The sequence below is a fragment of the Streptomyces sp. CNT360 genome, assembly GCF_000424785.1.
The window spans coordinates 1-25,606 of sequence record NZ_AUKO01000003.1 but is presented as its reverse complement, the minus strand read 5'-3'; the positions used below and the strand labels follow the sequence as shown (position 1 = coordinate 25,606).

Here is a 25,606-nt window from a genome sequence, read left to right as displayed (position 1 = left end):
CGGGGCGAGAACGGCGGAGACGGTGGGGCGGTGGGGTCAGCGCATCACGGTGGCCAGGACGTCGTCACCCGGCGCCCGGACCACCTCGGTCGCCAGCCGGTGGGCGTACCAGCTTGCCCTCGCGGGCGGAGCGGACCAGGCCCGCCTCGCGCAGTCGGCGCAGGGACCGGGAGACCTGGGGCCCGGTCGAGCCCAGCCGGGCCGTCGGCTCCGACGTGGTGAACGGCTCCCCGAGCAGGTGCCGGCACAGTTCCATGCGGCCGGGCGAGGCCCGCGCGGCGAGCCGGTTGTGCAGGGCCCGCACCGACAGCGCCCCGGCGGGGGCCGGCGCCCGCACGGCGTACTGCACCACGACGCAGGACGGGTCCTTGCCCTTCACCGTCAGATGCGGCCACACCCGGGCGGACGGCACGAGAACCAGCGGACGCGGCCCCACCCGGACCTCGTCGATCTGGAGCTTGTCCCGCTTGATCCGCTCCCCGGGACCGGCCCGCGAGGCGGTGGGCAGCAGCCCGGCCAGTACGTCGGCGGGGCGGCGGGCCGTGGCGAGCCGGCGGTTGACCTCACGGGCATGACCGTCGAGACCCGGTCATGTCCGGCGGCGCCTGCGACCAGAACGCGCCCGACGCACGCGTCCACGGGGTGCGCGCCCCCTGCCTGCCGCTGCACGCCCGCCCGGACGTGATCAGCCTCGTCACACCCCCGCTGACCAGGGACGTCGTGCTGGCCGGGCCCGTGTCGGTGCGGCTTCACATCCCCTCGTCCGCGCCGGACACCGACTTCACCGTGAAGCTGATCGACGAGCATCCGCCCCACCCCGACCATCCGCACGGCTCCGCCGTGAACCGCACCGACGGGATCCTCCGCTGCCGCTTCCACCGCTCCTTCGAACGGCCGCAGCCGCTGGAGCCCGGAAAGGTGTACGAGATCGAGGTGACGGCCCCGGACACGGCCGACCGCTTCACCGCCGGCCACCGCATCCGGCTGGACGTCTCCTCCAGCAACTTTCCCCGCTTCGACGTCAACACCAACACGGGTGAGCCGGAGGCGACGGCCCGCCGCACCGCCGTGGCCGTCAACCGGGTCCACAGGGACGCCGCACATCCCTCCGCGCTGCCGGTGTGGGCCGAGGGCGGGGCGGACGCGTTGCGCTGAGCCCGCCCCCTGACGCCTTCCCGGTACGGCCCCGCGGTGGGCGCCCCGCGTCTGCCAGCCTGCTCAGGGTGCTGCCCTCGCACCTGCGAGGGCGCCTCGGACGGCGCTGTCGGATGTCACAAGGGTGACTTACGCTGACGAAGAGATCACGCACTTGGGAGGGCCGTCAGCATGCTGCTCGACACCTATGGGCGGGTCGCCACCGACTTGCGCGTCTCGCTGACCGACCGCTGCAACCTGCGCTGCACCTACTGCATGCCGGAGGAAGGGTTGCAGTGGCTGGCGAAACCCGAGCTGCTGACGGATGACGAGATCGTCCGCCTGGTCCGGATCGCCACCACCGAGCTGGGCGTCACCGAGGTGCGCTTCACCGGCGGTGAACCCCTGCTCCGCCCCGGGCTGACCGGCATCGTGGCGCGCTGCGCCGAGCTGGAGTGCCGCCCCCGCATGTCGCTGACCACCAACGGCATCGGCCTCGAACGCACCGCCGCCGCCCTGCGCGATGCCGGCCTCGACCGGGTCAACGTCTCGCTCGACACCCTGGACCCGGACACCTTCCAGCGGATGACCCGGCGCAAGCGCCACGCCGACGTGCTCCGCGGCCTGGCCGCCGCCCGCGAGGCGGGCCTGACGCCGGTCAAGGTGAACGCCGTGCTGATGCCCGGGCTCAACGAGCACGAGGCGCCCGACCTGCTCTCCTGGGCGCTGGCGGAGGGCTACGAACTCCGCTTCATCGAGCAGATGCCGCTGGATGCCCAGCACAACTGGCAGCGCGACGGCATGATCACGGCCGGGGACATCCTGGCCGCGCTGCGGACCCGCTTCACCCTCACCGCGGAGGACGAGGAGAAGCGGGGCTCGGCACCCGCGGAACGCTGGCTGGTGGACGGCGGCCCGCAGAACGTCGGCGTCATCGCCTCCGTCACCCGCCCCTTCTGCCGGGCCTGCGACCGCACCCGGCTGACGGCGGACGGGCAGGTGCGTACCTGCCTGTTCGCGACCGAGGAGTCCGACCTGCGCGGCGCCCTGCGCGACGGTGCGAGCGACGCGGAGGTCGCCGAGCTGTGGCGCAAGGCGATGTGGGGCAAGAAGGCGGGCGCCGGGATCGACGACCCCGCGTTCGTCCAGCCCCAGCGCCCGATGTCCGCCATCGGCGGCTGAATCCTGGCCGGGTCGTCCGGGCGATACGGCGTCAGTCCCCGTCGGCCGCGTCCCAGTCGGCCAGCGGCACGGTGTCCTTCAGGAAGCCGCGGACACTGAGGAACGTCGACAGGTACTCGCGGTGCTCCTCGCACGCCAGCCAGGTCTTGCGGCGTTCCGGCGTGTGCAGCTTGGGGTTGTTCCAGGCGAGGACCCACACCGCCGGCTCGCGGCAGCCCTTGGCGGAGCAGATCGGGATGTCGGGCCCCTCGGCGGAGGGGGAGGCGGAAGGGATCACCACGCCATCTTCCCTCACGCTGCGGACATTAAGCGACGCCGGGCAGCCACGGGGGGAGCCGCCCGGCGTCGGTCCATCGCTCCGACGGGGGATGCGGAGCGCACCTGAAGTATGGCATGCGGGAGCGGTCGCAGTGCACCGGAACAGCAAGATTGATCTGAGGTTTTCCTGAGCTTGCTGTCCGGCGACACCTCAACCGCTCTCGCGCGCCGCCCCGTTCGGGGTCCGCTCGGCGTCGTCGGACGCCGTTTTCCCCTCGGCCTTGGTCACATCGGAGCCCTCCAGGACCCGGCGCGGAGGGTGCGTCATGAGGGACGAGGGCGAGGCGGGGGCGTTCTCCCGGCCCGCGTTGGCGACCACCACCGCGATGTAGGGCAGCGTCAGACCGAGCACCAACGCGGCGACGGCCAGCGGCCGTTCCACGTTCCACAGGACGATCCCGAGCAGGACGGCGACGGTGCGGACCAGCATGGACACCACGTAGCGCCGCTGCCTCGTGCGCACGTCCTCCTGGAGGCCCTGCCGGGCCCCGGTGATCCGGAAAACCTCCGGCTCGTGCTGTTTCCGCATCACGATTCACCACCTGCTCACCTGCCGTTCCCCGCGGCCGTACCGGGAGATCCGGACGTTTCCCACGGTACGCCCCGGATGCGCCCGGAACGAGACCGGGGCGTCGGGCGGGGGCGACCGGTCGGCCTACGCACAACGGTGCAGCGGGGGGCCCGACAGCGTACGCAGGCCCCACCGCTCACTCTCGCCGGAACCCGGCGCTTGCGCCCCAGCAGCCGCCCCGGGCTTTTCTCCCGGCACTCGCGGCCCGGCGCTCGCTGCTCGGCGCCTCGGGTCAGAGCCCGCGGACCTCCGCGACCTTGCGGCCCGCCTTCAGGTACACCGTGTCGGCCGTGTCGGTCGTGTCGCCGCCCTGCGGCGTACCGCTCTCGGGCGCCTGAAGACCCGCCACCGCCTCCCTGGCGACCTCGGCGAGTGGCCGCAGCGCCTCCGCCTCCGGGAGCACCACCGTCCGGGGCTCCTGCCCGCCCTTCTCGACGATCAGCCGAAGCCCGTTCTGCTTGGCGATCCGCCGCGCGGCCGAGGCGCTCGGGGTGAAGGCCAGCACCTTGGTGAGGATCGCGGCGATGCCCTCCTCGCCGTGCTCGGCCAGCTCCACGAAGGGCAGCGTCTCCACCTCGGAGAACGACTTCTTGGAGAACTGGGCGACGAAGTGGGCCCGCGCCGCCATCGCCGCCGCCACCCCGTGCAGCGCCGCGACGACCTCGCCGGCCAGGATCTTCTTCAGGTCCATCGGGTGCAGCGAGCCCGCCTCGATCCGGGCGGTCGCCTGCTCGATCTCCGGGTCCGTCCACTCGGTCCAGGCCCGCAGGTAGGGCACCATCAGCCGGTCGGGGATCGACATGATCTTGCCGAACACCTCGTCGGGCGTGCTGGCCAGCCCGACGTAGTTGCCCTTCGACTTGGACATCTTGGCGCCCGAACCGTCGGTGCCCTCGACCAGCGGCATGGTGCACACCAACTGCGGCTGCTGCCCGTAGACCTCCATCACCCGGCGGCCCATCTGGAGGTTCAGCAGCTGGTCGACGCCGCCCAGCTCCACGTCGCAGGCCAACTCGACGGAGTCGAGGGCCTGGGCGACCGGGTAGAGCAGCTCCGACATCGTCAGGCCCGAGCCCTCCGAGAGCCGGTTGCGGAAGTCCTCGCGCTGGAGCAGCGAGGAGACCGGCACCTGGGCCAGCAGCCCCAGCAGCTTCGGCAGCGTGAAGGGGGCCAGCCAGCCGCTGTTGTGCGCGAACCGCACCTTCTCGAAGTCGAAGAACGGCCGCAACTGGTCCCGGTAGCCGGACAGATGCGCCGCGATGTCCTCGTCGGTCAGCGGCGGGCGCTCGGCTGTGCGGCCCGAGGGGTCGCCGATCTTGGCGGTGAAGTCACCGATGATCAGCGTGACGTCGTGGCCCATGCGCTGGAAGCGGCTCAGCACGGTGACCGGCACCGCGTGCCCGAGGTGCACATCGGCCGCCGTCGGGTCGATACCCAGCTTGACGTGCAGCCGCCTGCCCTGTGCTGCGCGCTCCTCGATCCGCTCGGCGAGCTTCTCCACGGACGGCAGCAGCTCCACCGCCCGGGCGCCGATCAGCGCGGCCTGCTCCGCGGCCGGCAGATCGCTCAGGTCCAGATAGCGCCGCGCCCCGGTCTCCGCGAGCAGTCGCTCGACGTGCGAGTCGGAGGTGAGGTCCTGGGCCAGCAGCTCACTGGCGCGCTGTACGGAGTCGCCGAGGCGTGTCACGTCACTGTCCTGGTGGTGGGTGTCGAAATGGTCAGGCGAAGTCTATGCGCCACCACCGACACCGGTGCCCACGGCCGCTGTCGTGGGCGGCGGTTTCTGTAGGGACCCCACAGGAGCCCGCCGGGCCCCCTGTCCGTGCCCGAGTGCTCGCGACCCGCTGCCGCCGGATAGGTTCTCATTGCGACAGATCGTCTTGGACAGTGAAAGCACCAGCAGAAAGGGTGGTCACACCGTGAGCCGCTCAGTGCTCGTGACCGGAGGGAACCGCGGGATCGGCCTCGCCATCGCCCGCGCCTTCGCCGAGGGGGGCGACAACGTCGCCGTCACCTACCGCTCCGGAGAGCCGCCCGAGGGCTTCCTCGGCGTCAAGTGCGACATCACCGAGCCGGAGCAGGTGGAGCAGGCGTACAAGGAGATCGAGGAGAAGCAGGGCCCGGTCGAGGTCCTGGTCGCCAACGCGGGCGTCACCCGCGACCAACTGCTGCTGCGGATGTCCGAGGAGGACTTCACCTCCGTCGTGGACACCAACCTCACCGGCGCGTTCCGGGTGGTCAAGCGCGCCTCCCGGGGCATGCTGCGCGCCCGTAAGGGCCGTATCGTGCTGATCTCCTCGGTCGTCGGCCTGATGGGGCAGGCCGGGCAGGTCAACTATGCCGCCTCCAAGGCCGGTCTGGTGGGTTTCGCCCGCTCGCTCTCCCGTGAGCTGGGCTCCCGCAACATCACCTGCAACGTCGTCGCTCCCGGGTTCGTGGACACCGACATGACCCGCGCGCTGAGCGAGGAGCAGCGGGCCGACTTCGTCAAGCAGGTACCGCTGGGCCGCTACGCCGAACCGGCCGAGGTCGCCTCCTCGGTGCGTTTCCTGGCGTCCGACGAGGCCGCGTACATCACCGGAGCCGTCATTCCCGTCGACGGCGGATTGGGCATGGGTCACTGAAACAATGAGCGGAATCCTGGCGGGCAAGCGCATCCTTGTCACCGGCGTCATCACCGACGGGTCGATCGCCTTCCACGCGGCGAAGGTCGCCCAGGAGCAGGGGGCCGAGGTGCTCCTCACCGGCTTCGGCCGGCTCTCCCTGGTGGAGCGGATCGCCAAGCGGCTGCCCGAGGCCGTGCCCGTGATCGAGCTGGACGTCAGCAACCAGGAGCACCTGGACGGGCTCGCCGACAAGATCCGCGAGCACTGGGGCGCGGACGCGCGGGTGGACGGCATCGTGCACTCCATCGCCTTCGGCCCGCAGGGCGCCTTCGACTTCCTCGGTGCCGCCTGGGAGGACGTCAGCACGGCCGTGCACATCTCGGCGTACTCCCTCAAGTCGCTCACCATGGCGTGCCTGCCGTTGATGCACGAGGGCAGCTCGGTCGTCGGCCTCACGTTCGACGCGCAGATCGCCTGGCCGAAGTACGACTGGATGGGCGTGGCCAAGGCGGCCCTGGAGTCCACCAACCGCTACCTCGCGCGTGACCTGGGCCCGAAGGGCGTCCGCTGCAACCTCGTCTCGGCCGGGCCCATCAAGTCCATGGCGGCCAAGTCCATCCCGGGCTTCGAGGAGCTGGCCGACGTGTGGAACCACCGCGCGCCCATCGGCTGGGAGCTGTCGGACCCGGAGCCGGCCGGCCGCGGCGTCGCCGCCCTGCTGTCGGACTTCTTCCCGCGGACCACCGGCGAGATCGTGCACGTCGACGGCGGCGTGCACATGATGGGGGCCTGAACGCCGATACCCGTTGGATCACGGCCGGACGGAGTCCGGCGCAGCCGTCCGAAGCCCGCGAGGCCCCTGGGCCGAGCGGTGCGAGAGCGGCGGTCGGCAAGCGGTCGGCGGCGTGCACACGAAGGGGGCCTGAACCCCCGGGGCGCGCGGTCCGTCAGAGGACGCCGCGGCTCCACTCCGCCGTGTGGGAGGCCGCCTCGATCGAGGCGGCCTCCGCGTCCTGGGTGCGGACGGCCTCCAGCAGCCGGGCGTGGTCCATGTGGTTCTCGGGGCGCAGCGTCTCGCCCACGTCGTGCCGCAGGAAGGCGCGCAGCACCTCGGCGAGGTCCGCGTACAGCGCGGAGAGGACCTCGTTGTGCGAGGCCGCGACGACGCCCATGTGCAGGTTGCGGTCCGCGTCGATGAAGCGGTCCACATCGCCCGACTCCCAGGCCGCCTCCCGGCGCGCCAGCAGCCCGTCGAGCTGTCGCAGATCGGCGTCCGTACGCCGCCGGGCCGCCAGCCGGGCGCCCGCCGTCTCCAGCGCGGAGCGCAGCTCCGCCACATGACCCGGGTCGGCCCCCTCGAAGCGCCGGTGCATCACGCCCGCCAGTTCGCTGGTGGCCACCACATAGGTGCCCGAGCCCTGCCGGATGTCCAGCAGCCCGTTGTGGGCCAGGGCCCGCACCGCCTCCCGCACCGTGTTGCGGGCCACGCCCAGCTGCTCGACCAGCTCCGGCTCGGTGGGGATACGGCCGCCCACGGGCCACTCGCCCGAGGTGATCTGCTGCCGCAGGGTGGCGATCACCTGGGTGGCCAGGGGGGCGCGCTGCGGGGTGGACAGCGGGGGCGCGGGGGAGCCGTGGGAAGGGGGACGAGAGGGGGGAGGGGAGAGCGATTGGCCGCGATTCATCCCATCATTCTATGATGACGGCATGGCCATGGCAGACGACGACCACAGGAACCCCGCACCGGCGACCGCTCCGACCACCGGCACCACCGAGGTGCGCGACCACGCCGCGCCCGGGCGCCCGGCCCCGGCACCTCCCGAACCGGGCGGCGCCGCCTCGGTGGCGCCCCGCTGGGTGCTCCGTCTCGTCGCCGTGGGGATGGTCCTCGCGGCGCTCAACCTGCGTCCGGCCATTTCCGGGCTCGGCCCCCTTCTGGAGGAGGTCCGCGACGCCCTCCACATGAACGGCACCGTCGCCGGGATGCTCACCTCCGTACCGCCGTTGTGCTTCGCGGTCTTCGGCGGTCTGGCGCCCCGGCTGGCGCGCCGCCGCGGCCCGGCCGCCGTCGTGCTGGCCGGCATGGTCGCGGTCACCCTGGGGCTGCTTCTGCGGCCGTTCGCCGGCGGCACCTCCACCTTCCTCGCCGCCACGGCCCTGGCCCTGGCCGGCATCGCGGTGAGCAACGTGCTGATGCCCGTCGTCGTCAAGCACTGGTTCCCCGACCGGGTCGGCTCCATGACGGGCCTCTACTCGATGGCTCTGGCCCTGGGCACGTCCTCGGCGGCCGCCGTCACCGTCCCGCTGACCGATGCCCTGGGCGGCAGTTGGCGTGCGGGTCTGGGCGCCTGGGCGGCCCTCGGTGTGCTCGCCGTCGTCCCCTGGGCCGTCGTCTCCCGGCACCGGTCCGCCCGCGCGCCCGAGCCCCAGGCGGAGCAGGAGGCCGTCCCCGAGGAGACGGTCGCAGGCGAGGCCCGCACGGCGGCCGAGGCGGGCACCTCGACCGGCGGGGCCCGAGGCGCCCGCGAGGTACGGGCCGGCCAGGGCATCCGCATCCTCAAGTCACCGACCGCCTGGTGGCTCGGCGTCTTCTTCGGCCTCCAGGCCTCCGCCGCCTACATCACCATGGGCTGGCTGCCGCAGATCTTCCGCGACGCCGGGGTCTCCGCCTCGGCGGCCGGCGTGATGCTCGCGGTGACGATGGGCATGGGCGTGCCGCTCTCCTTCGTCCTGCCGAAGATGGCGGCCCGGATGCGGCACCAGGGTCCGCTCGTGCTGGCCCTCGGGGCCTGCGGTCTCGTCGCGTACGCGGGCCTGTGGCTGGCTCCGGCCTCCGGAGCGTGGGTGTGGTCCCTGGTGCTGGGCGTCTCCAACTGCGCCTTCCCGCTGGCCCTCACCATGATCGGGATGCGCTCGCGGTCCAGCGCCGGGGTCGTCAAGCTGTCCGCCTTCGCCCAGAGCACCGGGTACCTGATCTCCATCCCCGGGCCGCTGCTGGTCGGCACCCTGCACGATGTCAGCGGCGGCTGGCGCGTGCCGATCGTGCTGATGGCCGCGCTCATGGTCGCGCAGATGGCGACCGGGCTGCTGGCGGGCCGGGACCGCGTCATCGAGGACGGGCGCTGAGTGCGACACTGGCACACATGCCAGTTCTCGAACCGAACCCCCCGAATCCGCAGAAGAAGCTGCTGATGATCTTCGGCGCGATGATGGCCGTGACGGTCGTCATCGGGGTGATCGCCAGCATCGCCTCCCCCTGACGCCGCGCGGTCCCCGCAGCGGCGCATCCCGCCCGACGGCCCGGCGGTGGGCCTCCGGTGGGTGGGGCCGCACCCACCGGTGGTGCACCTGGCACCACCGTCCCCTAGGGGGCCGGCGTCAGGGGTAACTGGGTGGCTCACCGGATGGGCCGGCGCCCCGGTGCTTCGTACCGTCGAGGCAGTCGACGAGATGTCGACGCATCTCGACGCGACGAAGCCCCGAACCGGGAGGCAGCCCCATGACGCCCCGCGCGACAGACGCCGGCCCCGAGACCCCAGCGGCGGACGCCGTGCAGACCCGGCTGCCCTGGTGGGCGCTGGTGCTCCCCGCCCTGTGCTTTGCTGCGCTGCTCGTCCTCCTGGTGGGACAGGGCCAGGCGGACGCCGCCCCGCAGGCCGGTGACAGCCCGCTGGTGTCCTTCCTGGTGCGCCTGTGGAGCACGGTGGGCGCCTGACCGGCCCGGTCGCAGAACGGCAGCGGGGTCACCGTCCGTCACCCGCCCCCGGCACGGAACCGCTCAACACCCCGCGCCCGGCACTCCGTTTCGTGCGAAGCTGGGACACATGAGCGTCGATGTGCCCCGCAATATCGTCCTTCTCCGGCACGCCAAAGCGGACTGGCCCGAGGTGGCGGATCATGAGCGGCCCCTCGCCGAGCGCGGCCGCCTGGAGGCCCCCGCAGCGGGCGAGTGGCTCGCCGGGCAGGGCATCACTCCGCAACTCACCCTCTGCTCCACGGCGACCCGTACCCGGGAGACCTGGAAGCTGGTCGTCGCGCACCTCGCGCAGCGGCCCAAGACGGTCTACGAGGACCGGCTCTACGAGGCGCCGCCCGGACAGATCATCGAAGTCGTCAACGAAGTCCCCGACGAAGTGCGGGACTTGCTGATCGTCGGACACAACCCGGGCATGCAGTCCGTCGCCGACGTGCTGGCCGGAGCCGCCGCCGACGACGCACGGCAGCGCATGGCCCGCGGTTTCCCCACCGCCGCTGTCGCCGTCCTGCGGTACACGGGCTCGTGGAAGTCCCTGGAGCCGGGCCGCGCCGAGCTCACCGGCTTCTGGTCCCCGCACGAGTGACCCGCGGCCCGTCGGCCGCCCTGGGCCGTGTCCGTGGCAGCGCGCGACGTCACGGACACGGCACCCGCGGGCACCGTCGCGTGCAGGCGGAGGCCCGGGTCAGGCCGGGAGGCCGGCGGAGTCCTCGGCGAGCCCGTCGGCTGCCTCGACCTCTTCCCGGGTGACGCCCAGCAGGTAGAGCACGGTGTCCAGGAACGGCACGTTGACCGCCGTGTGGACCTTCTCCTGCACCAGGGGCTTGGCGTTGAAGGCGACACCGAGCCCGGCGGCGTTCAGCATGTCCAGGTCGTTGGCGCCGTCGCCGATGGCCACGGTCTGCTCCAGCGGAAGCCCCGCCTCGGCCGCGAAGCGGCGCAGCAGCCGCGCCTTGCCCGCCCGGTCGACGATGTCGCCGGTGACGCGGCCGGTCAGCTTGCCGTCGACGATCTCCAGGGTGTTGGCGGAGGCGAAGTCGAGCCCCAGCTCCTGCTGAAGGGCGTCCGTCACTTGGGTGAAGCCGCCGGAGACGACGCCCACCTGGTAGCCGAGCCGCTTGAGCGTGCGGATCAGGGTGCGGGCGCCGGGCGTCAGCCGCACCTGCTCGCGCACCCTGTCGACGACCGACGCGTCGAGCCCCGCCAGCAGCGCCACCCGCGCGTGCAGGGACTGCTCGAAGTCCAGCTCCCCGCGCATGGCGCGCGCCGTCACCGCGGCGACCTCGGCCTCGCAGCCCGCGTGGGCGGCGAACAGCTCGATCACCTCGTCCTGGATGAGGGTGGAGTCGACATCCATGACGACCAGCTGCTGCGCCCGCCGCTGGAGCCCCGAGGCGACGACGGCGACGTCGACGCCGTACTTCTTCGCCTCCAGCGCCAGCGAGGTGCGCAGCAGCGACGTCTGCGCGCCCGAGACGTCGAACTCGACCGCGAGCACCGGATACTTCGCCAGCCGGAAGATGCGGTCGATGTTGCCGCCGGTGGAGGTGATGCTGGCCGCTATGGCGGCGGTCGACTCCGCCGTCAGCGGGTGGCCCAGCACGGTGACGTGCGAGCGGCCCGTGCCGCGCGGCCGGTTGTCGCCGGTGCCGGAGATGATCTCGGCCTCCATGCCCATCGACTCGGCCCAGTTGTGCACGGTGGCCCGCAGACCGCCCTCCGTGCCGGTGCCGGTGGAGGGGGCGGTCACCAGTGCGCACAGGGTGATGCGGCCACGGGTGACGAGCTGCTCGATGTCGACGACCTCCACGGCGAACGCCGCCAGGGTGTCGAACAGTCCGGCGGTGATCCCGGGCCGGTCCCTGCCGAAGATCTTGACGAGGAGGGTCGGTGTGTCGGCGTACGAGGGAGGCGTGGCCACATCTGCGCTCATGGTGCTCTCACAGTACCGTCGCCCGGTCCCGGCCCCCGCCCTCACCCCGTCGCCCGGCCGGCCACCGTTCCGGCCGCCCTCCGGCAGAGGGGCACCCATGCGTGCCTTGTCCGTACAGATCCGGATCAGTGCGGATCGCTGGGTGCTTCCGCTGCCGGGTCCGTTTCCGCCTCACCGCGGGCAGACCGAATGGTCACAGCCTGGTCCCTACCGCTGGCCCGGCTTCCTGTCGGGGGGCCGAGCCTGAAATAGTTCCTCACGATGTTCGCCATCCCTAGACTCCCTCATGGCAGGGGGTACCTCGGGGGACAACTTTGTGGGGCATGGAGTGCCGGAACTCGTACTGGAATTGAACGGACAGACCTGGACGCTCGACCCGTCCAGGGCCTACACCCTCGGCCGCGATCCGCAGGGTGACGTGGTGATCGAGGACGCCAGGGTCTCCTGGCGGCACGCCACGGTGCGCTGGGGAGGGCGGGCCTGGGTCATCGAGGACCACGGCAGCACCAACGGCACGTATGTGCAGGGCCGGCGGCTCCAGCAGCTGGAGCTCGCGCCCGGCATGCTCGTCCACCTGGGCAATGCCAGTGACGGTCCTCGGCTGAGCTTCTCCGGCGGCGCGGGCGGTCAGGCGCCGGCCTCCGGCGCGTACAGCCAGGGCGTGCCCCAGCAGCAGGGGCACCCGCAGGCCGCCGCCCAGGCGGCTTCCGCCCACAACGCGCCGACGCAGCAGCCCCACGTCGGCGTGCCCGGCGGCCAGGGCGGCCCGAACTGGGGGCAGCAGCCGCACCCGGGTTGGCAGCAGCAGGCGCCGCACATGGCGCAGCAGGCGCCCCACATGGCCCAGCAGGCCCCGCCGCAGCAGTACGCGCCCCCGCAGCAGTACGCCCAGCAGCCCCAGCCGCACATGGCACCGCAGGGGACGCACGGGCCGCAGGGCATGCACCCGATGGGTCCCACCGATCCGCAGGCGGGCGGCGGTCAGACGGGTGGCGGCGACCGCAGCCCGACGACGTTCCACCAGCTCTCCCTCGGCCGGGTGATGCGCATCGGCCGTGCCCTGGAGAACGAGCTGGTCGTCTCCGACCTGCAGGTCTCCCGGCACCACGCCGAGTTCCACGCCTCACCGGACGGCCGCGCCGAGATCCGCGACCTGGGCAGCCACAACGGCACCTACGTCAACGGCCAGCCGATGCCCAAGTCGGGCACCGTCTCCATCGGCCCCCAGGACATCGTCGGCATCGGCCACTCCACCTTCCGGCTGGTCGGCGACCGCCTGGAGGAGTTCGTCGACACCGGTGACGTGTCCTTCTCGGCCCGCCACCTGACGGTGAAGGTCGACGGCGGCAAGGTCATCCTCAACAACGTCACCTTCGGGGTGCCGGAGAAGTCGCTGATAGGCGTCATCGGGCCGTCCGGGTCGGGCAAGTCCACGCTGCTGCGCGCCCTGACCGGCTACCGCCCGGCCGACGCCGGCGAGGTCCTCTACGACAACCGGAACCTCTACAAGCAGTTCGCCGAGCTGCGGCAGCGCATCGGACTCGTCCCGCAGGACGACATCCTGCACCGGGAACTGAAGGTGCGGACCGCGCTGCGCTACGCCGCCAAGCTCCGCTTCCCCGGCGACGTCGCCGAGGCCGAACGCAACGCGCGCGTCGAGGAGGTGCTGGCCGAACTCAAGCTCGACATCCACGCGGACAAGCGCGTCACCTCCCTCTCCGGAGGCCAGCGCAAGCGCGTCTCGGTCGCCCTGGAGCTGCTCACCAAGCCCTCGCTGATCTTCCTGGACGAGCCGACCTCCGGGCTCGACCCGGGCATGGACCGCGACGTGATGCAGCTGCTGCGCGGCCTGGCCGACGATGGCCGCACGGTACTGGTCGTCACCCACTCGGTGGCCGAACTGGGCCTGTGCGACAAGCTGCTGGTGATGGCTCCCGGCGGCGGAGTGGCCTACTTCGGGCCGCCCGAGGAGGCGCTGAACTTCTTCGGGTACGACTCGTGGGCCGATGTCTTCTCCGCCTTCGAGAACTACCGCGACTACGACTGGATGGGCCGCTGGCAGGGCTCGCAGCACTACCAGATGTACGCGGCCGACATCGACCAGCAGGCGCCTCAGCAGGACCTGTACGCGGCGCACCAACAGGGCGTGCAACCCCAGCGGCTCCAGAAACCGCAGAGCTGGGGCAGCCAGCTGTGGACCCTGATGAGACGCTACATGTCGGTGATCGTCTCGGACCGCTCCTTCCTGGTGCTGTCCTTCGTCACCCCGCTGATCCTCGGCTTCGTCAGCACCCTGATGCCGTCCGACTACGGACTGACGGCACCGCCGGGGAAGACCAACGGCGACTCCGGCCCGATCCTGCTGATCCTCGCCATCGGCGCCTGCTTCTCCGGTGCCGCCAACTCGGTACGCGAGCTGATCAAGGAACGCGTCATCTACGAACGGGAACGGGCCACCGGCCTGTCCCGCTCGGCGTACCTGATGTCGAAGGTCATCGTCCTGGGCGTCGTCGCGGCCCTCCAGGGGCTGCTCATGTGCGCCGTCGGCTTCTTCCCCCGTGACCTGCCCGAAGAGGGCCTGCTGACGAGCAACCCGGCCATCGAGATGGCCCTGGTCATGATCGCCCTGGGCGCCACCTCGATGATGTTCGGACTGATCATCTCCTCGCTGGTCAAGACCTCCGAGAAGACGATGATCCTGCTCGTCCTCTTCGCGGTCATCCAGGTCGTCTTCACCGGTGTGCTCTTCAAGCTGTTCGACAGCCCCGGCGTCGAGCAGTTCGCCTGGCTGATGCCGTCCCGGTGGGCCATCGCGGGCCTGGGTGCCACGATCGAGCTCGGCCGGCTGATGCCGCAGGACAAGAAGGACCCGACCAACACCGACCCCCTGTGGGACCACTCGCTGGGCCAGTGGGTCATGGACGTGGGCATCCTCGTCCTGATGGCCGTCCTGTGCTACTTCGTCGTCATCCGCCTGCTCCGCCGTCACGAGCCGGAGATCATGCGCAAGTAGGCAACCGGACACCCGAAGGGCCCCCTCCCCGCACGTGGGAGGGGGCCCTTCGCCGTCCACCCGCCCCCTCCGACTCCGGGCCTAGGACCACCGGTCGCCCCCGTGACCTGCGCTGGCCCGATCCCGCCCGCCCCCGCCCGCGAGTACGGTGAGCCGTATGCTCCCCCGCTCCGAGCTCGCCGCCGTCAGCGCGGCCCTGCTCGCCATGAACCGGCGTCTGGAAGTGCGCGAGGTCCTCCAGACGATCGTCACCTGCGCCCGCGACCTGCTCGACGCCGAGTACGCGGCGCTGGGCGTCCCGGACGATCACGGCGGCTTCGCCCAGTTCGTCGTCGCCGGGGTCAGCGAGGAGCAGTGGAAGGAGATCGGTCCGCTGCCGCGCCAGCACGGCATCCTCGCCGCGATGCTGCACGACGCCACGCCGCAGCGCCTCGCCGACGTCCGCAAGGACCCCCGCTTCGGCGGCTGGCCCACCGCACACCCGGTGATGGCCGACTTCCTCGGCATGCCCATCGCCGACGGCGAGCAGGTGCTGGGAGCCCTCTTCCTCGCCAACAAGCGCTGCCCGCCGCAGGCGGGCCCCCGGCGCGCCGCCTCCCGGGAGCGGCCCTGCGCCTTCACCGAGGACGACGAGGAACTGCTCCGGCTGCTCGCCCAGCACGCCGCCCTCGCCCTGACCAACGCCCGTCTCTACGAGCGCAGCCGCGAGCTGACCATCGCCCAGGAGCGCACCCGGATCGGCCACGAGCTGCACGACGCGGTCGCCCAGAAACTGTTCTCCCTGCGGCTGACCGCCCAGGCCGCCACCGCACTGGTCGACCGCGACCCCGCCCGCGCCAAGGCGGAGCTGCACGAGGTCGCCCGGCTCTCCGCCGAGGCGGCCGACGAGCTGCGCGCCGCCGTCGTCGAGCTGCGCCCCGCCGCCCTCGACGAGGACGGACTGGTGGCCACCCTGCGCGCCCAGGCGCAGGTCCTGGACCGGGCCCACAGCGCCCACGTCGACTTCGAGTGCGACGGCGTGCGCGCGCTGCCCTCAGCCCAGGAGGAGGCCCTGCTGCGTGTCGCACAGGAAGCCCTGCACAACGCGCTGCGGCACGCGGACGCCGACCGGGTCCGCGTCGTCCTCGCCCGGCGCGGTCCCGCCGTCGTCCTCACCGTCAGCGACGACGGCGCCGGCTTCGACCCCCGGGCGGTGCGCTCCGCGGGCCGGCACCTCGGCCTCGTCTCCATGCGCGACCGTGCCTCCGGCGTCGGCGGCGCACTGACCGTCCGTTCGGAGCCCGGCAAGGGCACCGTCGTCGAAATGGAGGTGCCCGGTGGCTGACCGGATCCGCGTGCTGCTCGTGGACGACCACCAGGTGGTGCGGCGCGGACTGCGCACCTTCCTGGAGGTGCAGGACGACATCGAGGTCGTGGGGGAGGCGGCCGACGGCGACGAGGGGGTCGCCCGTGTCGAAGAACTCCGCCCGGATGTCGTGCTCATGGACGTCAAGATGCCCGGAACCGACGGGGTGGCGGCCCTGCGCCTGCTGCGGGAGCGCGGCAGCCCGGCCCGCGTCCTGATCGTCACCAGCTTCACCGAGCAGCGCACCGTCGTCCCCGCGCTGCGGGCCGGAGCGGCCGGATACGTCTACAAGGACGTCGACCCGGAGGCGCTCGCCGGCGCCATCCGCTCCGTGCACGCCGGCCATGTGCTCCTCCAGCCGGAGGTCGCCGGTGCGCTGCTCACCGACGACCAGGACGGTGGCCCGGGGCGCGGGCCCGCACTGACCGAACGGGAGCGGGAGGTGCTCGGCCTCATCGCGGACGGCCGCTCCAACCGGGAGATCGCCCGTGCGCTGGTGCTGTCGGAGAAGACGGTCAAGACCCACGTCTCCAACATCCTGATGAAGCTCGACCTCGCCGACCGCACCCAGGCGGCCCTGTGGGCGGTCCGCCACGGGGTGACGGGGTGACGGGGTGACGGGGATGCTTCCTCTCGCGGCCCGCGGCCCGCGGCCTGCACCGGGGTGCAGCCCGCGACGTGAAACGCTCACCTGTTCGAAAGGGGCCGGTGATTCATACCGTCGTGTGGTCGTCATCTTTTCTGCGTATCTCCGCCGACGGACGCCCGTTCTCCCTGGTGTGCCCGCGGCCGACAGCCGCGCGGCGTGACCAGCCGACCCCACAGGGAGAACCCATGAACACCGCCAAGAAGGCCGCACTCGTCATCGCCGCCGCCGGTATCGCCGCCGGTGCCTCCGCCGGCTCCGCGTTCGCCACCGGGCCCAGCGCCGACGCGCAGGGCGCCGCCACCGGCTCGCCGGGCGTCGGCTCGGGCAACCTGGTCCAGGCCCCGATCCACATCCCCGCGAACGTCTCCGGCAACTCCGTCAACGTCGTCGGGATCCTCAACCCCGCCTTCGGCAACCACGCCGTCAACCACTGAGGCAGCCGCGCACGGGAAGGCGGGCACCCTCCAGCCCCTGTCCGGGCCCCGCGGCCCCGTCAGGGGCGCCCGCCCTCCCGTCGCCGCTCCAACTCCTCCGCGTACGCGTTGTAGGCGGCCACCTGTGCCCGCCGCGCCGTCCGCTCCACCGGGCGCAGCGCCAGACCGCGGGCCGCGATCTGCGAGGCGCTCACGGCCCCGCCGTGCTCGCGCCCGTCACCCCCGGCCCCGTACGCGATCGCCACCAGTGCAGCCACCCGCTGTGCCAGCTCCAGTACCCGCACCGCACGCGGCGGATACCCCGGCGCCAGCAGCTGCCGGCCCGCCTCCAGCCGGGCCCGGTACGCCTCCAGCGCCGCGTCGGCCACCGGTCCTGAACCGGCCACGTCCAACTGCGTCAGCACCTCGGTGGCCTCCCGCAGCGCCTCCGCCAGCTCCCGCTCCGCCTCCCCCAGCGCCGGCACGTCCGCGGGCGGCGCCTCCCGCACGGGCAGGCACTCCCACAGCACCTCCGTGCACGTGTCCTCGGGACCCGCCCCCTCGGGCCCCGCCTCGTACACGGAGGGCACCAGCCCCAGGGCGGCACCGTGCACCAGCACCGCCTCCTGAGCCTCCACGGCCCGCGCGTTGAACTCGGGCGGTCCACTCAGCCCCAGCGGATGCCCCGGCACCGGCAGCGCCACCCGCAGGCCCCGCGCACCCAGCGACCGCAGCGAGCCCAGTGCCAGCGTCAGCCCCACCGGCCCGCCCTCCTGGCCCGGCAGGGCGACGCGGTGCCTCCCGTCGCCCTCAGCGATGCGCTCGGCGGCCTCGTCCGGCGAGACGAGACCGGCGAACAGTGCGTTTCCCCAGGCGGCCAGCCGCCCCGAACGAGGTTCAGTGAGCATGGGCCCAGCCTAGGGAAGCCTAGAGAACGGGTTTCGCACACGGTGGCGTAGGTTTTCCCCTGGGGAATGTGCCCACAGGCACTCAAACGCGACTGCAATAGGAGACAACGCGCTCATGAGCGAAGTACTGGAGCTGGTGGACGTATCCGTGGTCCGCGACGGACGCGCTCTGGTGGAAGACGTCTCCTGGTCGGTCAAGGAGGGCGAGCGCTGGGTCATCCTCGGTCCCAACGGAGCCGGCAAGACCACCCTGCTCAACATCGCCTCCAGCTACCTCTTCCCGACTGCCGGTTCCGCCCGCATCCTCGGGGAACGCCTCGGCAGCGTCGACGTGTTCGAGCTGCGTCCCCGCGTCGGCATGGCCAGCATCGCGATGGCCGAAAAACTTCCCCGCCGCCAGACCGTGCTGGAGACCGTGCTCACCGCCGCCTACGGCATGACCGCGCACTGGCAGGAGAGCTACGAGAAGGTCGACGAGGAACGCGCCCTGGCCTTCCTCGACCGCCTGGGCATGTCCGAGTACCTCGACCGCAGGTTCGGCACCCTCTCCGAGGGCGAGCGCAAGCGCACCATGATCGCCCGCGCCATGATGACCGACCCCGAACTGCTGCTCCTCGACGAACCCGCCGCCGGGCTCGACCTGGGCGGGCGCGAAGACCTCGTGCGCCGCCTGGGACGGCTCGCGCGTGACTCCTACGCCCCCTCCATGCTGATGGTCACCCACCACGTCGAGGAGATCCCGCCCGGCTTCACCCACGTCCTGATGCTGCGTCAGGGGCGGGTGCTGGCCGCCGGGCCGCTGGAGACCGAACTGACCTCCCGCAACCTCTCGCTGTGCTTCGGGCTGCCGCTCGTCGTCGAGACGCAGAACGGCCGTTGGACCGCGCAGGGCCTGCCGCTCCGCTGATCGCGGCCCTACCATGGGCGTTGTGGATGCATGGGTCTGGTGGCTCGTAGCCGCCGCAGCGCTGGGAATTCCGCTCATCGTCACGGCCATGCCCGAGTTCGGCATGCTCGCGGTGGGCGCGGTCGCCGCCGCCGGCACCGCCGGACTCGGCGGGGGAGCGGTGCCCCAGGTCGTGGTCTTCGCCCTCGTCTCGGTCGCTCTCATCCTGGTCGTACGTCCCCTCGCACGCCGCTCCCGCACCGAACGGCCCGCGCTCGCCAGCGGCGTGGAGGCGCTCAAGGGGCGCCAGGCACTCGTCACCGAGAAGGTCGACCGGCACGGCGGCCGCATCAAACTCGCCGGCGAGATCTGGTCGGCCCGCGCCCTCGATGCGTCGACGAGTTACGAGCCGGGCAGTGAGGTGGACGTGGTCGAGATCGACGGGGCCACCGCCGTCGTGATGTGATGGCGTAATCAACCGCGTACGAGCGGCACTTACTCAAGAGGCGCTTCACACACCGCAGGGGGCAAGGCCATGGACGCCATCATCATCGTCCTGATCATCCTGGTGGTACTTGTCTTCATCGCACTCATCAAGACGATCCAAGTCATCCCACAGGCGAGCGCGGCGATCGTCGAGCGCTTCGGACGGTACACGCGCACCCTGAACGCGGGCCTCAACATCGTCGTCCCCTTCATCGACACGGTCCGCAACCGCGTCGACCTGCGCGAACAGGTCGTCCCCTTCCCCCCGCAACCGGTGATCACCCAGGACAACCTCGTGGTGAACATCGACACGGTCATCTACTACCAGGTGACCGACGCCCGGGCCGCCACCTACGAGGTCGCCAGCTACATCCAGGCGATCGAGCAGCTCACCGTGACCACGCTGCGCAACATCATCGGCGGAATGGACCTGGAGCGCACCCTTACCTCCCGCGAGGAGATCAACGCCGCCCTGCGCGGCGTGCTGGACGAGGCCACCGGCAAGTGGGGCATCCGCGTCAACCGCGTCGAGCTCAAGGCCATCGAGCCGCCCACCTCCATCCAGGACTCGATGGAGAAGCAGATGCGCGCCGACCGCGACAAGCGCGCCGCGATCCTCCAGGCCGAGGGTGTCCGCCAGTCGGCGATCCTCACCGCCGAAGGTGAGAAGCAGTCGGCCATCCTGCGGGCCGAAGGTGAATCCCGCTCGGCGGCGCTGCGCGCCGAAGGTGAGGCCCAGGCCATCCGCACCGTCTTCGAGTCCATCCACGCCGGCGACCCCGACCAGAAGCTGCTCTCCTACCAGTACCTCCAGATGCTGCCGAAGATCGCCGAGGGCGACGCGAACAAGCTCTGGATCGTGCCCAGCGAGATCGGCGACGCCCTCAAGGGCCTCGGCGGCGCTCTCGACAACTTCCGCCCCGACAGCGGCGGCAGCGGGGGCAGCAGCCGCGGAGCGGTCCCCAGCCAGATGACCCCGCCGGCCGTCACCAAGCCCCCGCGCGAGCAGCCCCCGCTCGACTCCTGAGCCGCCCCGCCCGTCCCGTGGCGCCGCGCGGCGCCACGGGACCCGGCGATCCGTCGTCCGGAAGCCGGACGCACCGGTACGCGGAACCCGTCCCTCGGGCATGATCGGTGTCACTGACACCGATCACCGGAGGGCCGTCGCGTGACCATATGGGAGGCAGTGGCCGTCTGCGCTGCCGGGATCGCCGCCGGCGGAATCAACACCGTCGTCGGCTCCGGCACCCTCATCACCTTCCCCGTCCTGCTCGCCGTCGGGCTGCCCCCGGTCACCGCCAACGTCTCGAACACCATCGGCCTCGTCCCCGGCTCCGTCAGCGGAGCCATCGGATACCGCAGGGAGCTGCGCGGCCAGGGCCGCCGCGTCCTACGACTCGGTGGCGCCGCCCTCCTCGGCGGACTGACGGGCGCGATCCTGCTGCTCACCCTCCCCAGCAGCGCCTTCGACATGATCGTCCCGGCGTTGATCGCGGTCGCGCTCGTCCTCGTCGTCTTCCAGCCGAAGCTCGCCGCCGCCGTCCGCCGTCGCCGCGAGCGCCACAACCGCACCGGCCACCCGCACGGCGGGGTGCCCCTTCAGGGCGGCATCCTCCTCGCCAGTGCCTACGGCGGATACTTCGGCGCCGCCCAGGGCGTCATCTACATGGCCCTCATGGGTCTGCTGATCGACGACGACATCCAGCGCGTCAACGCCGTCAAGAACGTCCTCGGGGCCGTGGTCAACGGCATCGCCGCCGTCTTCTTCCTCTTCGTCGCCGACCTGGACTGGCTCGCCGTCCTGCTGATCGCACTCGGATCCGCAGCAGGGGGCCAGCTCGGCGCCCGCATCGGACGCAAGCTGGCCCCCGGGGTGCTCCGCGGCGTCATCGTCGCCGTCGGCCTGGTCGCCATCGTGCAGCTCGTACTGCGGTGACGAGGCCGTCCCTGACGGCTGCGGACCGCGTCGGACCGCCGCCGGCCCCCCGCCCGGCGGCGACCCGCACCGTCACGCAGTGGCGGCCGGCACCGTGAGCCACTGGGGCAGCGCGTCCCCCTCCTTGAGGCCGAGCGCCAGCAGCAGCGCGTCGGCGGGCGTCGGCTCGAACGGCTTGGCCAGCAGCTGCATCCCCGCCTGCGCCGGCGTCCGGGCCGCCTTGCGGTGATTGTCCGCCGCACACGCGGCGACCGTGTTCAGCCACGTGTCCCCGCCCCCGTGCGACCGGGGAACGATGTGGTCCACCGTGGTCGCCCGGCGCCCGCAGTACGCACACCGGTGCTGGTCCCGTACCAGGACGCCTCGCCGCGACCACGGCGCCCGTTGTCGGAAGGGGACTCTCACGTACCGGCGGAGTCTGATCACCTGCGGCACCGGAAACTCCAGTTGCGCCGCCCGCACACGCAGCCCGGGATGCGACTGCTCGACGACGGCCTTCTCCCGCATCACGAGCACCACCGCGCGCCGCAGCGACACCGTCGACAGCGGCTCGAAGCTCGCGTTCAGTACCAGCGTCTCCCGCATCCCGACCGCCTCCCCTTCTCCGTCCGTTCCACCCGCGCGCCCCGCGCCGGGGTGGCTCCACTGTGCCGCTGTCCTCGCAGGCCGACAATGCAATTTCCGCCCGCTGTACGGCAGATGAAGCCGCCTCGAACACCAGGTCACGCGGGGAGGGGTTGCTGGGGGAGGGGGAAGGGGGACAGCAGGCGAGCCGGGAAAGCGCCGGGCGGAGGAGAAGAAGGCGGCGACGGAGGAAAGCGGCGGGGAAGGTGCCGAAGCCACACCGGCGGGCGGCGGCTCGAACGGCGGAACAGAGGCAGCCGGCGCGGTCGCCCGGCCTGTGGCCGGACTCCGGCAGACGGCGGCGCGGATCAGCGCCTGCCGTCCCCGCTCGCGATGGCGTACCGCGCCACGGTGCCGACTGCCCGGATACACGGTGCGCCGCCCGCCAGACGCGGCGCAACGGAATTCTTCCGGCCACGCGGCCGGAAGCCGGCGGCGGGATGAGGAAACGGCCACTCGGCCCTCACCGGGCCGGGAGCACGGATCCCGACGGGCGGCCCGGGGGCCGGTGCCCTGAGACCCGGCCGCCCCGGGCGCGACTGTCCGCCTTGACCTGGCGCCCGGAGCCGCGCGGGCCGGGTCAGCCCTCGGCAGGGATCTCGTACTCGGCGATCAGGTGCCCGCGGGCCAACGTGTGGAACCGCAGGTTGAAGCCGACGAAGGCGGGCGTCGCCCCGGCGTCCGGGCCCAGCTTCTCGGAGTCCACGGCGTACACGGTGAACACGTACCGGTGCGGGCCGTCCCCCGGAGGCGGAGCGGCCCCGCCGAAGTCACGTGTGCCGAAGTCGTTGCGCACGTGCACGGCGCCCTCCGGGAGCCCGGTCATGCCGCCCGTACCGGCACCGGTCGGCAGCTCGGTCACCGAGGCCGGGATATCGAAGACGGACCAGTGCCAGAACCCGCTGCCGGTCGGCGCGTCCGGGTCGAAGCACGTCACGGCGAAACTCTTCGTCCCTTCGGGGGCGCCCTCCCACCGCAGGTGCGGCGAGGTGTTCCCCTCCGCGTACACCTGTGCGGAACCCAGATGGCCGCCGTCCGCCAGATCGTCGCTCACCACGCGAATCGACGGCACCGGGGGGTGGAAGTCATGGGGGAGTGGGCGCCGTTGCTGGTCGGTCACGTCAGAACCTCCTCGTCACGCGAATCGCTGCACCGGCCAGCCTAACGATCGAGGCAGCGTCTCTTTGCCACCATGGCGGGGTGCGAGAACACACCCCGTACACCCCAGCCCCATGCCCGCAGCCGTGGGCGCCTTCAGGTGAGTGACCACGACGAGACCCTAAGCGGTGGTACGAGATGACCAGCCCCGTGGAACTGCCCGAGCTGTCCCAGGCCGACCTCCCCGGCCTGTTCGACGCCTCGGTACCACCCGGCGTCTACCGGTTCCCCTCGGTGGGACCCGACACCCTCATGCAGGCGGACGCGGCGGGCTGGTTCGACGCGGTCGTGGACCTGACGGGCGTCACGGACAAGGCCGAATTCATGGCGCGTTGCGCCACCGGACTGGAACTGCCGGACTACTTCGGCCGCAACTGGGACGCCCTCGCCGACCTCCTCACCGACCTGTCCTGGTGGGACACCACCCGCGGCTACCTGCTCCTGGTGACCGGCTGGTCCCGGTTCGAACAGGCCGACCCCGAGGACGCCGCCACCGCGGCCGAGGTCTTCACCGCCGCGGTCGGGTTCTGGGCCGTACGCGAGACCCCGCTCAGCATCCTCCTGGGCTGAGCGGGGTCGTCGGGAAGGACGGCAGTACCTCAGAACCAGTTGCGCTTGCCGCCGACCTCGGCCAGCCACTGGTTGAGGTACCCGGCCCAGTCCGTCTGCTGGTAGCTGTCGAAGTCCACGGGGAACGCCCGGTAGGTGTCGCTGCCCTCCGAGAAGAGCCCCGGCTTCTTGTCCATCTCCAGCACCACGTCCATCCCCTGCGCGTCGGCCACGAAGGACAGCTCGACCTGATTGAGCCCCCGGTACTGCTGCGGCGAGTAGAACTCGATCTCCTGGTAGAAGGGCAGCTGCTGCCGCGTGTGCCGGATGCGCCCCCTCTCCATGTCCGCGGACTTGAAGCGGAACCCGAGCTGGCCGAACGCGTCCAGGATCGCCTGCTGCGCCGGCAGCGGGTGGATGTCGACCGGGTCCAGATCGGAGGAGTCCACCGCCCGTGCGATCGCCAGCTCGGTGCACACCCCGATCTGCATGCCCCGGAGCTGCTGCCCCAGGAACGTGGTGACAGGCGTCTCCCACGGCACCTCCAGGCTGAACGGCACCACGTGGGACGCGCCCTCGTGCAGCGTCAGCGCCCCGCCGAGCTGCTGCATGCCGAAATCGATGTTCTGGTGGCCCTCACCGTCGTCGGTCTCCACCTCCACCCGGGCCTGCAGCCCCACCGACAGCGACTGGATCTCCTGCTCGACGGAGCCGCCCTCGATCCGCACCTCCCCCTGCAGGACCCCGCCGGGCACCGCGTGCGGCTCGTGCAGCACCGTGTCGACGGACGCGCTGCCCATCCCCAGGCTCGCGAACATCTTCTTCAAACCCATGTCTCTTCGTCCTCCCCAACCGGCCGGCTCGACGCCGTCTTGCAAGCGGTTCTTGTACGCTCGGAGGGCATGATCGCAGGCCGAGACCGTCAGCCCAGCACGACCGGCGACCACCCGTATCTCCCGCGGACCTTCTTCGACCGTCCTGTCCTGGATGTCGCCCCGGAACTTCTCGGCCGTGTCCTGGTACGCACGACGCCGCAGGGCCGCATGCAGTTGCGCATCACGGAGGTCGAGGCATACGCCGGAGAGGCGGACCCCGGCTCCCACGCCTACCGGGGCAAAACCGAACGGAACGCCTCGATGTTCGGCCCGCCAGGTCATGCGTACGTCTACTTCATCTACGGCATGTGGTACAGCCTGAACCTCGTCTGCGGTCCCGAGGGACGGGCCGGCGGAGTCCTGATCCGCGCCGGGGAGGTCGTCGAGGGAGCCGGCCAAGCACGGGAACGGCGCCCGAAGTCCCGCAAGGACACCGAGCTCGCCAAGGGCCCGGCCCGGCTCGCCACCGCGCTGGCCGTGGACCGCTCCTTGAACGGGGCCGATCTCTGCTCCCACGACCCGGCCGCACCCCTGAGCGTCCGGGCCGGCGACCCCGCCGACACCGACGCGGTACGGAGCGGCCCGCGCACCGGCGTCGGCGGCGAGGGAGCACACCACCCCTGGCGGTTCTGGCTTGCCGACGATCCGACGGTCAGCCCCTACCGTCCCCACAAACCACGGCACCGGCGCCCCACGCTTGACGCAGGGGCGAGTACCCCGTAACGTGGTCCGAGCCGCTGAAGACGGGACGGCTTTACCGTCGGGCCTCACCGCCCGCCGAGGACGCCCCCGGATACGCAGCGGAGAATCGCCACCTACGACGTACCCCCGGAACGGGGTCGCTTTCGGCACGCCGAAAACCGACTCCAAGAGACTCGATTATGGGTTTCCGGGTGAACGAGCTAGAGTAGCGAACACCGAAAGGGCAAACGTCCGGAGAAGCCGGTGAAATGGTTTCGATGGAAGCGTCCGTTTCTTGAGAACTCAACAGCGTGCCAAAAGTCAACGCCAGATATGTTGATACCTCGGCCTTGCCGGTCTTGATGGCTGGTTTGGTTGTGGTTCCTTTGATTGATTTGAACAGCGAGGATGCTGTGAACGGTTCCGGGTTATTCCTCCGGGATGGTTCCGCTCTTCCTGTGGATGGTTGATGCATTCACGGAGAGTTTGATCCTGGCTCAGGACGAACGCTGGCGGCGTGCTTAACACATGCAAGTCGAACGATGAAGCCCTTCGGGGTGGATTAGTGGCGAACGGGTGAGTAAC

At 71.5% G+C, this 25,606-nt stretch carries 28 protein-coding genes and 1 rRNA gene; 19 read left to right on the top strand and 10 right to left on the bottom strand.

The features are described 5' to 3' along the window. Positions 1-64: 64 nt before the first annotated feature. Complete coding sequence (locus H297_RS0107530) at positions 65-520, bottom strand: ArsR/SmtB family transcription factor (RefSeq protein ID WP_486589470.1); 456 nt, start codon at positions 518-520, stop codon at positions 65-67. Positions 521-591: 71 nt separating this feature from the next. Between H297_RS0107530 and H297_RS0107525 the strand changes: the two genes are divergently transcribed. After that, positions 592-1,155, top strand: coding sequence for a CocE/NonD family hydrolase (locus H297_RS0107525; protein WP_027736527.1), 564 nt, complete (start codon positions 592-594; stop codon positions 1,153-1,155). Positions 1,156-1,326: 171 nt separating this feature from the next. Next, positions 1,327-2,316, top strand: a complete 990-nt coding sequence (gene moaA / locus H297_RS0107520; protein ID WP_027736526.1) for a GTP 3',8-cyclase MoaA — start codon at positions 1,327-1,329, stop codon at positions 2,314-2,316. Positions 2,317-2,347: 31 nt separating this feature from the next. On the opposite strand, the gene H297_RS0107515 is transcribed toward moaA, so the two are convergent. The 3 genes from H297_RS0107515 to tyrS form a co-directional block, all read right to left on the bottom strand. Beyond that, entirely contained in the window at positions 2,348-2,593 is a 246-nt protein-coding gene (locus tag H297_RS0107515; RefSeq protein WP_027736525.1) for a hypothetical protein, read from the bottom strand. A 192-nt stretch (positions 2,594-2,785) separates the two neighbouring features. After that, entirely contained in the window at positions 2,786-3,163 is a 378-nt protein-coding gene (locus H297_RS0107510; protein ID WP_037793340.1) for a DUF3099 domain-containing protein, read from the bottom strand. A 274-nt stretch (positions 3,164-3,437) separates the two neighbouring features. Next, a complete protein-coding gene (tyrS, locus tag H297_RS0107505; RefSeq protein WP_027736523.1) occupies positions 3,438-4,892 on the bottom strand; it encodes a tyrosine--tRNA ligase in 1,455 nt (484 codons plus the stop codon). Positions 4,893-5,124: 232 nt separating this feature from the next. Here tyrS and fabG point away from each other — a divergent pair, with 232 nt between their 5' ends. Together fabG and fabI are read left to right on the top strand one after the other, a co-directional pair. Next, positions 5,125-5,829 (top strand): 3-oxoacyl-[acyl-carrier-protein] reductase, encoded by a 705-nt coding sequence (gene fabG / locus H297_RS0107500; RefSeq protein ID WP_027736522.1) that lies wholly within the window; start codon positions 5,125-5,127, stop codon positions 5,827-5,829. A gap of 4 nt (positions 5,830-5,833) precedes the next feature. Then, positions 5,834-6,604 carry an enoyl-ACP reductase FabI gene (fabI, locus tag H297_RS0107495; protein WP_027736521.1) on the top strand — a complete coding sequence of 257 codons (771 nt, stop codon included), beginning with the start codon at positions 5,834-5,836 and terminating at the stop codon, positions 6,602-6,604. 154 nt (positions 6,605-6,758) lie between these two features. Here the strand turns inward: fabI and H297_RS0107490 are convergent, their stop codons facing one another. Further along, positions 6,759-7,496, bottom strand: a complete 738-nt coding sequence (locus H297_RS0107490; protein ID WP_078513833.1) for an FCD domain-containing protein — start codon at positions 7,494-7,496, stop codon at positions 6,759-6,761. A 22-nt stretch (positions 7,497-7,518) separates the two neighbouring features. Here H297_RS0107490 and H297_RS0107485 point away from each other — a divergent pair, with 22 nt between their 5' ends. The 4 genes from H297_RS0107485 (at position 7,519) to H297_RS0107470 (ending at position 10,151) form a co-directional block, all read left to right on the top strand. Continuing rightward, positions 7,519-8,937 carry a CynX/NimT family MFS transporter gene (locus H297_RS0107485; RefSeq protein ID WP_106959580.1) on the top strand — a complete coding sequence of 473 codons (1,419 nt, stop codon included), beginning with the start codon at positions 7,519-7,521 and terminating at the stop codon, positions 8,935-8,937. 17 nt (positions 8,938-8,954) lie between these two features. Beyond that, positions 8,955-9,071: an SGM_5486 family transporter-associated protein gene (locus H297_RS44080; protein ID WP_486589441.1), complete on the top strand. Its 117-nt coding sequence runs from the start codon at positions 8,955-8,957 to the stop codon at positions 9,069-9,071. Positions 9,072-9,310: 239 nt separating this feature from the next. Then, positions 9,311-9,526: a hypothetical protein gene (locus H297_RS35135; RefSeq protein ID WP_051351649.1), complete on the top strand. Its 216-nt coding sequence runs from the start codon at positions 9,311-9,313 to the stop codon at positions 9,524-9,526. Positions 9,527-9,635: 109 nt separating this feature from the next. Next, positions 9,636-10,151 (top strand): SixA phosphatase family protein, encoded by a 516-nt coding sequence (locus H297_RS0107470; protein ID WP_027736518.1) that lies wholly within the window; start codon positions 9,636-9,638, stop codon positions 10,149-10,151. A 99-nt stretch (positions 10,152-10,250) separates the two neighbouring features. Here the strand turns inward: H297_RS0107470 and serB are convergent, their stop codons facing one another. Then, positions 10,251-11,498, bottom strand: coding sequence for a phosphoserine phosphatase SerB (gene serB, locus H297_RS0107465; RefSeq protein ID WP_027736517.1), 1,248 nt, complete (start codon positions 11,496-11,498; stop codon positions 10,251-10,253). Between the two features lie 316 nt (positions 11,499-11,814). Between serB and H297_RS0107460 the strand changes: the two genes are divergently transcribed. The 4 genes from H297_RS0107460 (at position 11,815) to H297_RS0107445 (ending at position 16,939) form a co-directional block, all read left to right on the top strand. Beyond that, positions 11,815-14,511 (top strand): FHA domain-containing protein, encoded by a 2,697-nt coding sequence (locus tag H297_RS0107460; RefSeq protein WP_027736516.1) that lies wholly within the window; start codon positions 11,815-11,817, stop codon positions 14,509-14,511. 157 nt (positions 14,512-14,668) lie between these two features. Further along, the gene (locus tag H297_RS0107455) at positions 14,669-15,835 is read left to right on the top strand and encodes a GAF domain-containing sensor histidine kinase (RefSeq protein WP_027736515.1); all 1,167 of its coding nucleotides are present in this window, start codon (positions 14,669-14,671) and stop codon (positions 15,833-15,835) included. Then, entirely contained in the window at positions 15,828-16,466 is a 639-nt protein-coding gene (locus H297_RS0107450; protein WP_027736514.1) for a response regulator transcription factor, read from the top strand. Before H297_RS0107455 ends, H297_RS0107450 begins: the two co-directional genes overlap by 8 nt. Positions 16,467-16,690: 224 nt before the next feature. Then, complete coding sequence (locus H297_RS0107445; protein ID WP_027736513.1) at positions 16,691-16,939, top strand: chaplin; 249 nt, start codon at positions 16,691-16,693, stop codon at positions 16,937-16,939. 59 nt (positions 16,940-16,998) lie between these two features. On the opposite strand, the gene H297_RS0107440 is transcribed toward H297_RS0107445, so the two are convergent. Further along, on the bottom strand, positions 16,999-17,826 hold the full coding sequence (locus tag H297_RS0107440) for a hypothetical protein (RefSeq protein WP_027736512.1): 828 nt from the start codon (positions 17,824-17,826) through the stop codon (positions 16,999-17,001). A 115-nt stretch (positions 17,827-17,941) separates the two neighbouring features. Between H297_RS0107440 and H297_RS0107435 the strand changes: the two genes are divergently transcribed. From H297_RS0107435 to H297_RS0107420, 4 genes are all read left to right on the top strand, one after another. Beyond that, on the top strand, positions 17,942-18,733 hold the full coding sequence (locus H297_RS0107435; RefSeq protein ID WP_027736511.1) for an ABC transporter ATP-binding protein: 792 nt from the start codon (positions 17,942-17,944) through the stop codon (positions 18,731-18,733). A gap of 13 nt (positions 18,734-18,746) precedes the next feature. Next, entirely contained in the window at positions 18,747-19,178 is a 432-nt protein-coding gene (locus H297_RS0107430; RefSeq protein ID WP_027736510.1) for an NfeD family protein, read from the top strand. A gap of 69 nt (positions 19,179-19,247) precedes the next feature. Beyond that, a complete protein-coding gene (locus H297_RS0107425; protein WP_027736509.1) occupies positions 19,248-20,225 on the top strand; it encodes an SPFH domain-containing protein in 978 nt (325 codons plus the stop codon). Positions 20,226-20,366: 141 nt separating this feature from the next. Further along, positions 20,367-21,134 carry a sulfite exporter TauE/SafE family protein gene (locus tag H297_RS0107420; protein WP_027736508.1) on the top strand — a complete coding sequence of 256 codons (768 nt, stop codon included), beginning with the start codon at positions 20,367-20,369 and terminating at the stop codon, positions 21,132-21,134. A 72-nt stretch (positions 21,135-21,206) separates the two neighbouring features. On the opposite strand, the gene H297_RS0107415 is transcribed toward H297_RS0107420, so the two are convergent. Continuing rightward, a complete protein-coding gene (locus H297_RS0107415; RefSeq protein ID WP_027736507.1) occupies positions 21,207-21,719 on the bottom strand; it encodes an HNH endonuclease in 513 nt (170 codons plus the stop codon). Positions 21,720-22,338: 619 nt separating this feature from the next. Then, positions 22,339-22,878, bottom strand: coding sequence for a YbhB/YbcL family Raf kinase inhibitor-like protein (locus H297_RS0107410; protein ID WP_027736506.1), 540 nt, complete (start codon positions 22,876-22,878; stop codon positions 22,339-22,341). A 176-nt stretch (positions 22,879-23,054) separates the two neighbouring features. On the opposite strand from H297_RS0107410, the gene H297_RS0107405 reads away from it, so the two are divergent. Next, on the top strand, positions 23,055-23,486 hold the full coding sequence (locus tag H297_RS0107405) for a barstar family protein (RefSeq protein WP_027736505.1): 432 nt from the start codon (positions 23,055-23,057) through the stop codon (positions 23,484-23,486). A gap of 29 nt (positions 23,487-23,515) precedes the next feature. Here H297_RS0107405 and H297_RS0107400 read toward each other — a convergent pair whose 3' ends face one another. After that, on the bottom strand, positions 23,516-24,298 hold the full coding sequence (locus tag H297_RS0107400; RefSeq protein WP_027736504.1) for a sporulation protein: 783 nt from the start codon (positions 24,296-24,298) through the stop codon (positions 23,516-23,518). A 69-nt stretch (positions 24,299-24,367) separates the two neighbouring features. Here H297_RS0107400 and H297_RS0107395 point away from each other — a divergent pair, with 69 nt between their 5' ends. Continuing rightward, positions 24,368-25,063, top strand: a complete 696-nt coding sequence (locus tag H297_RS0107395) for a DNA-3-methyladenine glycosylase (protein ID WP_027736503.1) — start codon at positions 24,368-24,370, stop codon at positions 25,061-25,063. A 432-nt stretch (positions 25,064-25,495) separates the two neighbouring features. Continuing rightward, positions 25,496-25,606, top strand: a 16S ribosomal RNA gene (locus H297_RS0107390); the annotation flags it as partial.

Bases quoted from the DNA above. Each gene is read 5' to 3' on its own strand.
- H297_RS0107485 (WP_106959580.1), top strand. From the start codon at position 7,519: ATGGCCATGGCAGACGACGACCACAGGAACCCCGCACCGGCGACCGCT.
- H297_RS44080 (WP_486589441.1), top strand. From the start codon at position 8,955: ATGCCAGTTCTCGAACCGAACCCCCCGAATCCGCAGAAGAAGCTGCTG.
- H297_RS0107395 (WP_027736503.1), top strand. From the start codon at position 24,368: ATGATCGCAGGCCGAGACCGTCAGCCCAGCACGACCGGCGACCACCCG.
- H297_RS0107430 (WP_027736510.1), top strand. From the start codon at position 18,747: ATGGGCGTTGTGGATGCATGGGTCTGGTGGCTCGTAGCCGCCGCAGCG.
- H297_RS0107405 (WP_027736505.1), top strand. From the start codon at position 23,055: ATGACCAGCCCCGTGGAACTGCCCGAGCTGTCCCAGGCCGACCTCCCC.
- H297_RS0107445 (WP_027736513.1), top strand. From the start codon at position 16,691: ATGAACACCGCCAAGAAGGCCGCACTCGTCATCGCCGCCGCCGGTATC.
- fabI (WP_027736521.1), top strand. From the start codon at position 5,834: ATGAGCGGAATCCTGGCGGGCAAGCGCATCCTTGTCACCGGCGTCATC.
- H297_RS0107490 (WP_078513833.1), bottom strand. From the start codon at position 7,496: ATGAATCGCGGCCAATCGCTCTCCCCTCCCCCCTCTCGTCCCCCTTCC.
- H297_RS0107470 (WP_027736518.1), top strand. From the start codon at position 9,636: ATGAGCGTCGATGTGCCCCGCAATATCGTCCTTCTCCGGCACGCCAAA.
- H297_RS0107435 (WP_027736511.1), top strand. From the start codon at position 17,942: ATGAGCGAAGTACTGGAGCTGGTGGACGTATCCGTGGTCCGCGACGGA.
- H297_RS0107425 (WP_027736509.1), top strand. From the start codon at position 19,248: ATGGACGCCATCATCATCGTCCTGATCATCCTGGTGGTACTTGTCTTC.
- moaA (WP_027736526.1), top strand. From the start codon at position 1,327: ATGCTGCTCGACACCTATGGGCGGGTCGCCACCGACTTGCGCGTCTCG.
- H297_RS0107455 (WP_027736515.1), top strand. From the start codon at position 14,669: ATGCTCCCCCGCTCCGAGCTCGCCGCCGTCAGCGCGGCCCTGCTCGCC.
- H297_RS0107415 (WP_027736507.1), bottom strand. From the start codon at position 21,719: ATGCGGGAGACGCTGGTACTGAACGCGAGCTTCGAGCCGCTGTCGACG.
- H297_RS0107525 (WP_027736527.1), top strand. From the start codon at position 592: ATGTCCGGCGGCGCCTGCGACCAGAACGCGCCCGACGCACGCGTCCAC.
- H297_RS0107510 (WP_037793340.1), bottom strand. From the start codon at position 3,163: ATGCGGAAACAGCACGAGCCGGAGGTTTTCCGGATCACCGGGGCCCGG.
- H297_RS35135 (WP_051351649.1), top strand. From the start codon at position 9,311: ATGACGCCCCGCGCGACAGACGCCGGCCCCGAGACCCCAGCGGCGGAC.
- H297_RS0107400 (WP_027736504.1), bottom strand. From the start codon at position 24,298: ATGGGTTTGAAGAAGATGTTCGCGAGCCTGGGGATGGGCAGCGCGTCC.
- H297_RS0107440 (WP_027736512.1), bottom strand. From the start codon at position 17,826: ATGCTCACTGAACCTCGTTCGGGGCGGCTGGCCGCCTGGGGAAACGCA.
- serB (WP_027736517.1), bottom strand. From the start codon at position 11,498: ATGAGCGCAGATGTGGCCACGCCTCCCTCGTACGCCGACACACCGACC.